12 protein-coding genes are annotated in these 12,587 nt (G+C 24.4%); 10 read left to right on the forward strand and 2 right to left on the reverse strand.

Features of this window, described 5'->3' with window-relative positions:
• Window positions 1–35 precede the first annotated feature (35 nt).
• A complete protein-coding gene (locus tag H0H59_RS03100) occupies window positions 36–452 on the reverse strand; it encodes an LptF/LptG family permease (RefSeq protein ID WP_262887141.1) in 417 nt (138 codons plus the stop codon).
• A complete protein-coding gene (tgt, locus tag H0H59_RS01225) occupies window positions 449–1,573 on the reverse strand; it encodes a tRNA guanosine(34) transglycosylase Tgt (protein WP_185862347.1) in 1,125 nt (374 codons plus the stop codon). The genes H0H59_RS03100 and tgt overlap by 4 nt, the downstream gene beginning before the upstream one ends.
• 80 nt (window positions 1,574–1,653) lie before the next feature.
• Here tgt and rsmH point away from each other — a divergent pair, with 80 nt between their 5' ends.
• From rsmH to murC, 10 genes are read left to right on the forward strand one after another with little or no spacing between them, the layout of a single operon-like run.
• Window positions 1,654–2,568: a 16S rRNA (cytosine(1402)-N(4))-methyltransferase RsmH gene (gene rsmH / locus H0H59_RS01230; RefSeq protein WP_185862348.1), complete on the forward strand. Its 915-nt coding sequence runs from the start codon at window positions 1,654–1,656 to the stop codon at window positions 2,566–2,568.
• Window positions 2,565–2,894: an FtsL-like putative cell division protein gene (locus H0H59_RS01235; protein WP_185862349.1), complete on the forward strand. Its 330-nt coding sequence runs from the start codon at window positions 2,565–2,567 to the stop codon at window positions 2,892–2,894. The genes rsmH and H0H59_RS01235 overlap by 4 nt, the downstream gene beginning before the upstream one ends.
• A gap of 6 nt (window positions 2,895–2,900) precedes the next feature.
• A complete protein-coding gene (locus tag H0H59_RS01240; protein WP_185862350.1) occupies window positions 2,901–4,871 on the forward strand; it encodes a penicillin-binding protein in 1,971 nt (656 codons plus the stop codon).
• Window positions 4,868–6,349, forward strand: coding sequence for a UDP-N-acetylmuramoyl-L-alanyl-D-glutamate--2,6-diaminopimelate ligase (locus H0H59_RS01245; protein ID WP_185862351.1), 1,482 nt, complete (start codon window positions 4,868–4,870; stop codon window positions 6,347–6,349). The genes H0H59_RS01240 and H0H59_RS01245 overlap by 4 nt, the downstream gene beginning before the upstream one ends.
• A gap of 1 nt (window position 6,350) precedes the next feature.
• Window positions 6,351–7,535, forward strand: coding sequence for a phospho-N-acetylmuramoyl-pentapeptide-transferase (gene mraY, locus H0H59_RS01250; protein WP_185862352.1), 1,185 nt, complete (start codon window positions 6,351–6,353; stop codon window positions 7,533–7,535).
• 4 nt (window positions 7,536–7,539) lie between these two features.
• The gene (locus H0H59_RS03110; RefSeq protein WP_317167920.1) at window positions 7,540–8,013 is read left to right on the forward strand and encodes a Mur ligase family protein; all 474 of its coding nucleotides are present in this window, start codon (window positions 7,540–7,542) and stop codon (window positions 8,011–8,013) included.
• Window positions 8,014–8,015: 2 nt separating this feature from the next.
• Entirely contained in the window at window positions 8,016–8,918 is a 903-nt protein-coding gene (gene murD, locus H0H59_RS01255) for a UDP-N-acetylmuramoyl-L-alanine--D-glutamate ligase (protein ID WP_317167921.1), read from the forward strand.
• Complete coding sequence (locus tag H0H59_RS01260) at window positions 8,893–10,086, forward strand: FtsW/RodA/SpoVE family cell cycle protein (protein WP_185862353.1); 1,194 nt, start codon at window positions 8,893–8,895, stop codon at window positions 10,084–10,086. Before murD ends, H0H59_RS01260 begins: the two co-directional genes overlap by 26 nt.
• Window positions 10,076–11,182, forward strand: coding sequence for an undecaprenyldiphospho-muramoylpentapeptide beta-N-acetylglucosaminyltransferase (gene murG, locus H0H59_RS01265; protein WP_185862354.1), 1,107 nt, complete (start codon window positions 10,076–10,078; stop codon window positions 11,180–11,182). Before H0H59_RS01260 ends, murG begins: the two co-directional genes overlap by 11 nt.
• Complete coding sequence (gene murC, locus H0H59_RS01270) at window positions 11,182–12,552, forward strand: UDP-N-acetylmuramate--L-alanine ligase (RefSeq protein ID WP_185862355.1); 1,371 nt, start codon at window positions 11,182–11,184, stop codon at window positions 12,550–12,552. Before murG ends, murC begins: the two co-directional genes overlap by 1 nt.
• Window positions 12,553–12,587: the final 35 nt, after the last annotated feature.

The raw sequence follows: 12,587 nt of genomic DNA on the forward strand, positions 1-12,587 counted from the left end.
TTGATTTTTTTCGTATTTTTTTTTATATTTTGAACTTAATAAATATTTATAATGAAATTCATTTTTTTTTTATTAGCTATAGGTAAAAAATAATAATTTATTAATAACGCTACAATTCCTATTATAAAAGCTGATATCAAATAAGGAATGGCTAATCTTTTAAAACTAATGCCGCTTGATAAAATAGCCGTAATTTCTGAATTTTTTGTTAATTTAGATGTTAAAAAAATAACAGATAAAAAAACGGTAATAGGAGAAAAAGTATTAGCTAACCATATGGACCAAAAGGGATAATAAAAAATTAAAGCCTCTTTAATTGATCCTTGATTATTTTCCAAACGATGCATACGTTGAGAAATGTCAATAACAACAGATAGTAATAACAATGATATAGTAATAAATAAAAAAGTACCGAGAATATTACGAATAATATAACGATCTAAAATTTTCATAAGCGTTCTTTTAATAAAGGAATTACCGATTTTTTCCAAGAAAAAAAATTATTATTCAAAATATGAATTCTTGCTTCTTTAATTAAATTAGAGTAAAAATAAAGGTTATGGATAGATGCAATTTCTTTTGCTAAATTCTCTTTGGATAAAAAAAGATGTCTTACATAAGATTTACTATACAATTTATCTACAAAAGAATTTCCTAATTCATCTAAACAAGAAAAATCTTTCTTCCATTTTTTATTTTTTATATTTATTATACCTTTCCATGTAAAAAACATTCCATGACGTCCATTTCTTGTAGGAATAACGCAATCGAACATGTCTATACCAAGAGAAATTCCTTCTAAAATATCTACAGGATTCCCTACTCCCATTAAATATCTAGGTTTTTTTTTAGGTAAAATATCTGTTAATAAATCAGTAATATTGTATGTTTTTTCTTTATTTTCTCCTAAACTTAATCCACCTATAGCATAACCATCAGCTTCTAACAATGAAATTTCTTCTGCAGAAGATTTTCTTAAATCTGGATAAATACTTCCTTGTATAATAGGAAAAAAACTTTGCTTATAATTATATTTTTCTGGATTATTTTGTAAATAAAAAAAACATTTTTTTAACCAACGGTGTGTTTTCATTATAGATTTTTTAGCCTCTTTATGGCTACAGGGGAAAGGAGGACAATCGTCAAAAGCCATCATAATATCTCCGCCTATGAACCTTTGAATTTCCATTGATCTCTCTGGAGAAAAAAAATGATAGGATCCATTTATTATAGATTGAAATAAAACTCCATTTTCCGTGATTTTATTCAATTTTCTCATAGAAAAAATTTGAAAACCTCCACTATCTGTTAATATAGACTCATTCCAATTCATAAAAGAATGAATTCCTCCTGCCTGATATAATATTTCAATTCCTGGTTGTAAATGTAAATGATAAGTATTACCAAGAATAATTTTTGAAATTTTATGTAGTTCATGTATAGGAACTGATTTTACATAACCTTTTGAAGCAACTGGCATAAAAATAGGAGTTTTTATTTTACCATGATCTGTTTCTATAATTCCTGCTCTTGCTTTAGAAAATCTATCCGTTTTTATCAAATAAAATTTCATTTTAAAAAAAATTTTTTTTTAAAAAATTATAACGATATATGTATGCAACATATCGTTATAAAGCATAATTTCGTAAAAAAATGGATTTTAAACATCATTTTTCCCATCATAAGCCAGTTTTATTAAAAGAAAGCATAAAAAATTTAATCACAGATAAAAATGGTATTTATGTAGATGCAACATTTGGTGGAGGAGGACATTCTTATGCTATTCTAAAAAAATTAAATAAAGGAGCTACTTTAATAGCTTTAGATCAGGATAAAGAATCCATAAAAAGAAATTTTATTAAAGATAAACGTTTTCATCTATTTCACAATAATTTTATTCATATACGAGATATTTTGAATAAAAATCGTATAGAAAAAGTATCAGGAATATTAGCGGATTTAGGTATTTCATCTTTACAAATAGATAATCCTACAAGAGGATTCTCTAATCAATTTAACTGTATTTTAGACATGAGAATGAATCAAGAATCTTCTTATTCTGCTCAAAATGTACTGAATGAATGTTCTAAAAAAGAGTTATTTCATATATTTCATGAATATGGAGAATTTAAAAATGCAAAAAAAATTGCGGAAAAAATATTAAAAAAGCGTTTTAAAAAAAATATTACTACGACTTTAGATTTAATTAGTCTTTTTATAATTAAGGGTTCTTTTAAAAAAAGAAAAAGGTTTTTAGCTAGACTATTCCAGTCTATACGAATAAAAGTTAATAATGAAATTAATATTTTCAAGAATCTTTTATTGGAATCTTCTAAAATGATTCTACCAGGAGGTAGAATAGCTGTTATTTCATATCATTCAATAGAAGATAGAATTGCAAAATATTTTTTTAAAAAGGGAATTTTAATAAATAAAATGAATTTTGAAATTCTTCCATTTAGAATGATACATAAGAAAGTAATTAAACCAACCCTTAAAGAAATAATAAATAATCCTAGATCCAGAAGCGCTAGATTAAGAATCGCAGAAAAAGTAAATAAAAAATGAAAACATATATAAAAGATATCCTGAAAGGAAAATTTTTAGTAAAAAAAAATGCTTATCGCAATTGGTATTTTATTGTTTTTCTTACTGTATTATCTTTAATAAGCATTACTAGTTCACATATGATGGACAGAAAAATTAGAAAAATAACTAAAATTAGTGAAGAAATAAAAGAACTAAGATCTGAATATGTAGATATACATAGTCAATGTATGCAAATGCAATTGGGATCTTTTCTCAAAAAAAAATTAGTTAATGGGTTAAAACATTTAGAGGAACCTCCATATGAATTAATTTTAGAAAAAAAACAAGAGATGGATCCAATATAATAAAAAATGAAACGAAAAAGATATATTTTATTATATAAATCTTACTTAATTGGTTTTTTATTCATCTTTATTTCAGCACTAATTATTTTCAATTTATTCTATATTCAAAATGATTCAGAAGGATATAAAAAATCTGTTATAGAAAAAACGATTAGAATCAATTTAATTAAGGCTAAACGTGGAAAAATTTTTGCATCAGATAGTAGTATTTTAGCTATGTCTGTCGTAAGACATGATATTCACATTGATTTTAGATCTATATCTGAAAAATTATTTCAAAAAAATATTCACTCTTTATGTAATTCATTGGAATTTTTATTTAAAAAACCAAAATTTTTTTTCTATAAAAAATTTCAATACGAAAAAAAAAGGGGGAATAGATATTTTTTGCTAGCAAAAAATTTAGATTATCCACATTTCAAAATATTACGGAATTTACCCATTTTCAATAAAGGACAAATACGGGGAGGTTTTATTGTAGAAAAAAAAATATGCAGAGTTCATACATTAGAAAATATTGGGAAAAGAACATTAGGATATGATGATCATAGAGGAAAAGTAGGATTAGAAGGAGCTTTCAGTAAATATTTGAAAGGAAAAAATGGAAAAAGATTAGAACAACGTATCAGTTATAAAATATGGAAACCATTAAAATCAGGAAATGAAATAGATCCAGAAGATGGAAAAGACGTTTATTCTACTATAGATATATATTTACAAGATATAGCCTATCATGCATTACTTCAAGAATTATATATCTCTCAAGCAGATCATGGATGTGTTATTCTTATGGATGTAAAAAGTGGAGAAATTCCTGCTATGATAAATCTGGAAAAAACAAAAAAAAATACTTACGAGGATTTAAGGAATTTTTCAGTATGGGAAGGAAGTGAACCAGGATCAACTTTCAAAACCATGTCTATTCTGGCGGCTTTAGAAGATAAAAAAATAGATATTAATATGATTGTCAATATAAAAGGTGGAGTAATGGAATTAAGAGGAAAAAAAATACGTGATAGTCATTATAGTGGATATGTAGAAATGAATCCAAAAAAAATTTTAGAATTATCTTCAAATGTAGGAATTGCAAAAATTATTTATGATAATTATAAAAAAAATCCGGAAAAATTCATAAAACACTTATGTGATTGGAAATTAGATAAAAAAATAGGAATAGATATTCCAGGAGAAAGTATCCCCTTTATCCCAAAACCTGGAAAAAAAAATTGGAGTAGCATTACATTACCATGGATTACTTTTGGATATAACATTAAACTGACTCCTTTGCAAATACTTACTTTTTATAATGCTATAGCGAACAAAGGAAAAATGATTAAACCTTTATTTATTAGAGAAATAAAACATCATGGTAAAAGTATAAAAAAATATACAAAACCTATTGTAATGAATTCTTCAATAGCTGAAAAATCCTCTATAATAAAAATTCAAAATATGTTAGAAGGAGTTGTAAAAAATGGAACAGCTAAAAAATATTATAATACAGAATATCCCTATGCAGGAAAAACTGGAACTACACAGTTAAATTATTGGATAAAAGGGGCTACAGTATCTTATAATAGTTCTTTTGTAGGATATTTTCCTGCTAAAAATCCAAAATATTCTTGTATTGTAGTTATTTCAAAACCAAAAAAAGGATATTACGGAATTGAAGTAGCAGTTCCTGTATTTGACAAAATTGCTAAATCCATCTATCCAAGAATAGGAAAAAAAATAATAAAAAAAATAAAAAGTAAAGAAAATTGGATAAAAAAAATTATAAAATCAAAAACATTTTTGTTTGACAAATGGATAATGCCTAATGTAATATCCGTACCAGGAAAGGAAATTATCCCTATACTAGAAAATAGAGGGTTTAATGTACGATATAAAGGAATAGGTAAAGTTATTACTCAATCAGTAAAACCAGGGAATAAATTGAAAAAAAATCAGATTATATTTCTGAAATTAGAAGAATGAAAAAAATATTAAAAAATATTATAAAAAAAGTACATGTATTAAAAATAATAGAAAAAAATATTTTTAAATTTGTAGAAGGAATTTCTATGGATTCTAAAATCATTCAACCTAACATGATTTTTGTGGCCAAAAAAGGAAAAATTACAGATGGACACAAATTTATTATAGAAGCTATACAAAACGGAGCTACTACTATAGTTTGTGAAAAAGAACCCTTTCACATTGATAAACATATCACTTATATACTTGTTCCAGATTCTATAGAAGCTTTAGGAATTATAACCTCTAATTTTTATGATAATCCTACAAAAAAAATAAAATTAATAGGAATTACTGGAACAAATGGAAAAACCTCTGTAGCTACTATACTTCATCAATTATTCTCTAGAATGGGAGAAAAAAACATTCTTATTTCTACTTTGGGAATAAAAATATTATCTAAAAAATATCCTACAATTCATACAACCCCTAATATTATTGAAATTAACAAATATTTAAATTTATCAATTAAAAAAGGATGTAAATATGCTTTTATGGAAGTTAGCTCACATGGAATACATCAAAAAAGGATTGCAGGATTATTATTTAAAGGAGGAGTTTTAACTAATATAACACATGATCACTTAGATTATCATGGGTCTTTTGATCATTATTTATCTACAAAAAGGTTTTTTTTTGAAAATTTATCTAAAAAAGCTTTTGCATTGATAAATGATGATGATAAAAATGCGCATAAAATAATAAAAAATATTTTAGCTAAAACTTATTTTTATGGTTTTAAAAAAAATGCAAATTTCAAAATTAATATTTTGAAAAAAAACATTCATGGGAATCAATTATTAATTGATGGTCATAAAATTTTTACTAATTTAATTGGAAAATTTAATGTTTATAATCTATTAGCAAGCTACGCTACTGCTATTTTACTAGGAAAAAGGAAAAGTGATATTATTAAAAAAATAAAAAATATAAAAACTATAAAAGGACGTTTTGAACAATTTGTATCCAATTCAGGTATTCGTATCATTGTAGATTATGCTCATAATCCAGATGGAATAAAAACTGTTTTAAATACTATAAAAGGAATCAAGAAAAATGATGAAAAATTAATTTGTATTATAGGTTGTGGAGGAAATAGAGATATAAAAAAACGTTCTTTAATGGGAAAAATTGTTTATGAAACGTGTGATATATCTATTTTTACATCCGACAATCCTAGAGAAGAAGATGTAGAAAAAATCTTAATTGATATGAAAAATTTTAAATCATATCTAAAAAAAGAATCTATGTTTACTGTTGTAAACAGAAAAAAAGCTATTCAAACCGCAATTAAAATTGCAAAAAAAAAAGATATTATTCTTATTGCTGGAAAAGGACATGAAACTTTTCAAGAAATAAAAGGAATGCGTTATCCTTTTAATGATATGAAAATAGCTAAAAATTTTTTTAAAAAAAAACTTACGATACAAATGAAATAAAATGATCATTGCTCATTTTTTTGAATACTTAATTTATATCTTCTTTTTTATCAATATAAATTCTGTTTTTTTCAGAGCTATGATAGCTTTTTTTTTATCGTTTTTTATAGCTTTGTTTTTTTATAAAAAAATTATATGTTGGAATCAAAAAAAAAGCATAATAGGAGAACATATACGTGAACTTGGAATTGTTGGAGAAAAAAAAAAAGAAGGAACTCCCACAATGGGAGGAATTATAATTATATTTTCTACATTAATTTCTACAATACTTTTTTCTTCTTTAAAGAACATATATGTCATTATGTTGATTATTACAACATTATGTTTTGGATGTCTTGGATTTATAGATGATTATATTAAAATAAAATATAATAAAAAAGGACTTAGTATGATAGTAAAAATATTAGTTCAGTTTTTATTAGGACTTTTTATTGGATATACTATGTATTTTAATACTTCTATTAAAAAAATAGATTCACACTTTTTTGCTAAAAAAGAAAATAAAGAACATGGATTCAAAACTACTATTCCTATTTTTCATAAGAATGAATTTGACTATTCTTGTATTTTAAGTTGGTATAACAAAGAATGGAAAAAATATGCATGGATTGTTTTTATACCTATAGTTATGATAATTATAACATTTTTATCCAATGGATCTAATTTAACTGATGGTATAGACGGATTATCAGCTGGAATTTCTTCTATTATTTTTGCAACTTTATCTTTATTATCTATTATTTCCAGTAATAAAATATATTCATCGCATCTTAATTTTATATATATTCCTAATATAGAAGAAATTATCATATTCTCTTTTTCGTTTTTAGGAACTTTGATAAGTTTTCTTTGGTATAATACCTATCCTGCTCAGATTTTTATGGGGGATACTGGAAGCTTAACTATAGGAGGGGTTATAGCTACATTATCTATTATTAATAGAAAAGAATTGACATTGCCTATTCTAGGTGGAATTTTTTTTATAGAAAATATTTCTGTTATAATACAAGTATTATATTTTAGATATTCTAAAAAAAAATATGGCATAGGAAAAAGAATTTTTATCATGGCTCCTTTGCATCATCATTTTCAAAAATTAGGATATCATGAAAATAAAATTTTTAATCGTTTTATCATCATACAAATGATGCTTTCTATGTTAGTATTTATTTTATTAATTATATAAAAAAATGAAAAAAAAATTTATAGTAGTATTGGGAGGAGGAGAAAGTGGAATAGGAGCCGCTATGTTAGCTAAAAAAAATGGATTAAAAACATTTTTATCTGATTCTAAAATGATTATAAAAAAATATAAAAAAATTTTAATAAAAAATAAAATTTCTTTTGAAGAAAATGGGCATACAGAAAACATCATTTCTAAAAAAGCGATAAAAGTGATAAAAAGTCCTGGAATTTCTAGAAAAAGTTCTTTTATAAAAAAAATTGATTCTATAGGAATTCCTATAGAATCAGAATTAGAATTTGGAAAAAGTTATTTAGATAACTCCTATATCATAGGAATTACAGGAAGTAATGGAAAAACAACAACAAGTTCCATTATTTATAAAATTCTTAAAAAAAAAGGAATGAATGTAGGAATAGCAGGAAATATTGGACGTAGTTTTTCTAAAGAAGTTATAAAAAAAAAGATATTTATGTATTAGAAGTGAGTAATTTTCAATTGGATGATTGTTCCAATTTTCGTTTAAATATTGCAGTATTATTAAATATTACAAAAGATCATTTAAATAGATATGATAACTTTGAAAATTACATTTATTCTAAATTTAAAATAGCAATTTTTCAAAAAAAGAAAGATATTTTTATTTATAATTATGATGACCCTATCATAAAAAATGGATTGAAAAAGTATCCTATTCTATCTAATTGTATTCCTTTTTCTATAAAGGAAGAATTACATATTGGTGCTTACATTAGAGGAGATAAAATATTTATTAAAAATAAAAAAAATAAAGAAATATATTTTATAAATGTGAAAGATATTCCTTTAATAGGAGATCATAATCTATATAATGTGATGGCTTCATTAATTATATCTGAAATATTTAACGTTAAAAAAAAATCAATAATTTCCATACTATCAAAATTAAAACCTATAGAACATCGTATGGAGAAAATACAAAATATAAATGGAGTACAATTCATTAACGATTCTAAAGCCACTAATGTAAATGCTGTTTTTTATGCATTAAAAAGTATAAATCCCCCTATTATATGGATAGCAGGGGGAGAAGATAAAGGAAATGATTATATAGAATTAATTTCTTTGGTTAAAGAAAAAGTAAAAGCTATAATTTTTTTAGGAAAAAATAATAAAAAAATTAATAATTTTTTTAAAAATATAATTGATATTATTTTTGTAACAAACAGTATAAAAAAGGCTGTTTATATGGCTTATCTTTTATCTTCTTATGGAGATCATATTTTATTATCTCCTGCTTGTTCTAGCTTTGATCTTTTTAAGGATTATAAGGAAAGAGGAAATAAATTTAAACAAGAAGTAAGAAAACTTTCCAATAAATATGATAAAAATAGATATTATTTTTAATAGATATATCAAAGGAGATAAATATTTATGGGCTTTTATCTCTTTATTAGCTATATTTTCTTTTTTACCAGTATATTCCGCTAGTACTAATTTAGTTAGTACATATGGAGGAACAAATACAGTTTTTAGTTATTTATTTAAACATGCTATTTTTTTATTAGTTGGGTTTTGCATTCTTTTTTTTACTCAATTTATAGATTATAAATATTTTTACCGTATGTCTACACTTTCCATACCTGTAGTGTTCATTTTATTAGTGTTTACTATAACTCAGGGAAAAGAATTATATGGAGTAAATGCTTCTCGTTGGTTACATATTCCCATTATTAATATATCTTTTCAAACTTCCAGTATCGCTGGATTAGTACTTTTTATTTATTGTGCTAGATATTTGGCTCAACAAAATAAAAAAAAAATTAATTTAATAAATTCTTTTTTCCCTTTGTTATTTCCTATTTTCTTTATTATTGGCCTTATTTTTCCTGCTAATGGATCTACTGCCGCTATTGTTTTTATTTCCGTTTTAATTTTACTTTTTATAGGAGGATATCCATTAACAGGGATAATGGCAGTTTTTTTTATGGGGATTTTATTTGCAGGAATATACATTTATTCAGTCATAAAATGGGGGGATAAAAATCCTATGAATAGGGTTTATACATGGAAAAGTCGTATAGAAAAATTTTTGGATAATGAATCGGAAGAAAGTTATCAAATGAAACAATCTAAAATGGCTATTGTTTTAGGAAATAAATTTGGTCGTGGTCCTGGAAAAAGTGTTTTCAAAGCTTTTCTTCCACAATCTTCTTCAGATTTTATTTATGCTATTATAATAGAAGAATATGGATCTGTTGGAGGAATCATTCTTTTATTTATTTATTTACTCATTCTGCTTAGAGTAATGGTCATAGCTACGAAAGTAAAAAATTATTTTTGTTCTTTGTTGGTACTTGCGGTTGGTTTACCTATTATTAATCAAGCACTCATTAATATGGGAATAGCTGTAGGTTTATTTCCAGTAACAGGGCAAACTTTACCACTAATTAGTGCTGGAGGGACTTCTATGTGGGTTACTTTTTTTAGTTTTGGTATAATATTAAGTGTTAGTAGAATGATATATGAAAATTCTACAAACACAAGTAAAATTATAATTAATCATGAGCAATGATATTTTTCCTAGAATAATTATTGGTAGTGGAGGAACCGGAGGACACATATATACTGGAATAGCCATTGCAGAAGAACTAAAAAAACAAATTCCAAAAACCAATATTTTATTTATTGGATCTAAAAATCATATGGAGATGCAAGAAATTCCTAAATTTGGATATTCTATTAAAGAAGTTTGTATTTCAGGTGGAAAGAATAGATTTTTTTCTATAGCAGGCTTTATTTTATCTATACAACTAATATATAGTTTTTTTTTAGCAAATAAAATTATTAAAAATTTTTCTCCAGATATCGTTATTGGAACAGGAGGATTTGTAAGTTTCCCTACTTTATATGCTGCAAAAAAAAATAAAATACCTATTTTGATTCAAGAACAGAATTCTTTTCCTGGATTAACCAATAGAATATTTTCTCGTTATGCTAAAAAAATTTGTATTGCTTATGAACAAGCAAAAAAATATTTTCCAGAAAAAAAAACTATTATAACCGGAAATCCAGTTCGATCTGAAATATTACAAAAATTACCTAGTAAAGAAAAAGCTTGTATTCATTTAGGATTAAAAGTAGAAAAACCTATTATTTTATCTATAGGTGGAAGTCAAGGCTCCAATAGTATAAATAATGTTTGGATAAAAGGGTTAAAAAAATTAATACAATTAGATATGCAACTTATTTGGCAAATTGGAAAATTTGATATTCATAAAATAAAAAAAAATAAAATGTCTCATCATTCTAATTTTATTTTAATGGATTATATTGAAAATTTACCGATATGTTATGCTGCAGCAGATATCATTGTATCTAGAGCTGGAGCTTTAACTATATCGGAAATATCTTTAATAGGAAAACCATATATATTAATTCCTTTTCCTTGGTCTTCAGACGATCATCAAAATAAAAATGCTAAAATATTAGAAGAAAAAGAGGCTGCTTTAATTATTAAAAATGAGGAAATAGAGCAAAAATTGGTGGATTCAACTATTGAATTAATGAATAATTCAAATATGAAAAAAAAAATGAGTAAAAATATATTGCAATTAGGAAAACCTAAAGCAACAAACGATATTGTAAACGAGATTTTACAAATTATTTGATGAACTTAAACCAAATTGATTATTTTTATTTCATTGGAATAGGAGGAATGGGTATGAGTTCACTCGCTAGATATTTTCATTCTATGGGTAAAATTGTTTATGGTCATGATAAAAATAGAACTTTGTTGACTACAAAATTAGAAGAAGAGGGAATATCCATTAATTATCATGATAGTGTAGAAATATTACCAAAATGGGTTTTATCTAAACGATGTTTAATTGTATATACTCCAGCTATTACTAATTATCATAAACAATGGTTATTTTTAAAAAAAAATGGTAAAAATATTAAAAAACGTTCTCAAGTATTAGCTTTAATTACAGAAAATGAAATTTGCATAGCTATAGGTGGGACTCATGGAAAAACAACCACTTGCACTTTACTAGGACACATTTTATATCATTCAGGAATTTCTATGACTGCTTTTTTAGGAGGCATATCTGAGAATTATCAATCTAATATAATATTGAATGGAAGAAAAATTTTCTTGGTAGAAGCAGACGAATTTGACCATTCTTTTTTATATCTTTCTCCTAATATCGCATGTATTACGTCTTTGGACCAAGATCATGTTGATACTTATCCAAAAAAAGAAACTTTAAAAAAGGCTTATGTAGCTTTTTCAAATAGAATAAAAAAACCATATAAAAAAATATTTCTTTGTAAAGAAGAGTCTTTTTTATCAAAAAACGCTATATATTATTCTGTTATAGAAAAAGCAAATTATTATTCAAATCATCTTTTTATAAAAAAAAATAAATGGTATTTTGATTTTCACACTCCTACAGAAACATGGAAATATTTACCATTACCTATTCCAGGTATACATAATTTAAAAAACGTTACAGCAGCATTAGCTATATCTGATTATTTAAAAATTAATAAAGAAAAAGTAAAAAAAGCTTTATTTTTATTTAAAGGAATAAAAAGAAGATACACCATCCATTATAATAAAAAAAAAATCTATTATATAGATGATTATGCACATCATCCTACAGAAATTAATGCATTGATTCATACTGTTAGAGAATGTTTTCCAAATAAAAAAATATTGGGAATTTTTCAACCCCATTTATTTAGTAGAACTAAATTTTTTGAAGAAAATTTTGCAAAAAGTTTAGAAAAGCTTGACATTTTAATTTTATTAGATATTTATCCATCTAGAGAATTATCCATAAATGGAATTAATTCTGATAGTTTATTCAAAAAAATAAAAATGAGTTCTAAAAATAAAGAAAGATCTACTATATCCAAAGTTTTAGAAAAAATTGAAAAAAAACATTTTGATATTATTCTTACAATGGGAGCTGGGGATATAGATACCTTAATCATTCCTATCAAAAAATGGTTGTATAAACGATATGGATAAATAAATGAAAAATAGTAAAACATCCTTTATCCTTA

This window comes from Blattabacterium cuenoti (assembly GCF_014251715.1).
Taxonomy (GTDB): Bacteria; Bacteroidota; Bacteroidia; order Flavobacteriales; family Blattabacteriaceae; genus Blattabacterium; species Blattabacterium cuenoti_M.

Excerpts from the sequence above, each read along its gene's own strand:
- H0H59_RS03100 (WP_262887141.1), bottom strand. The coding sequence starts at position 452 with ATGAAAATTTTAGATCGTTATATTATTCGTAATATTCTCGGTACTTTT.
- tgt (WP_185862347.1), bottom strand. The coding sequence starts at position 1,573 with ATGAAATTTTATTTGATAAAAACGGATAGATTTTCTAAAGCAAGAGCA.
- rsmH (WP_185862348.1), top strand. The coding sequence starts at position 1,654 with ATGGATTTTAAACATCATTTTTCCCATCATAAGCCAGTTTTATTAAAA.
- H0H59_RS01235 (WP_185862349.1), top strand. The coding sequence starts at position 2,565 with ATGAAAACATATATAAAAGATATCCTGAAAGGAAAATTTTTAGTAAAA.
- H0H59_RS01240 (WP_185862350.1), top strand. The coding sequence starts at position 2,901 with ATGAAACGAAAAAGATATATTTTATTATATAAATCTTACTTAATTGGT.
- H0H59_RS01245 (WP_185862351.1), top strand. The coding sequence starts at position 4,868 with ATGAAAAAAATATTAAAAAATATTATAAAAAAAGTACATGTATTAAAA.
- mraY (WP_185862352.1), top strand. The coding sequence starts at position 6,351 with ATGATCATTGCTCATTTTTTTGAATACTTAATTTATATCTTCTTTTTT.
- H0H59_RS03110 (WP_317167920.1), top strand. The coding sequence starts at position 7,540 with ATGAAAAAAAAATTTATAGTAGTATTGGGAGGAGGAGAAAGTGGAATA.
- H0H59_RS01260 (WP_185862353.1), top strand. The coding sequence starts at position 8,893 with ATGATAAAAATAGATATTATTTTTAATAGATATATCAAAGGAGATAAA.
- murG (WP_185862354.1), top strand. The coding sequence starts at position 10,076 with ATGAGCAATGATATTTTTCCTAGAATAATTATTGGTAGTGGAGGAACC.
- murC (WP_185862355.1), top strand. The coding sequence starts at position 11,182 with ATGAACTTAAACCAAATTGATTATTTTTATTTCATTGGAATAGGAGGA.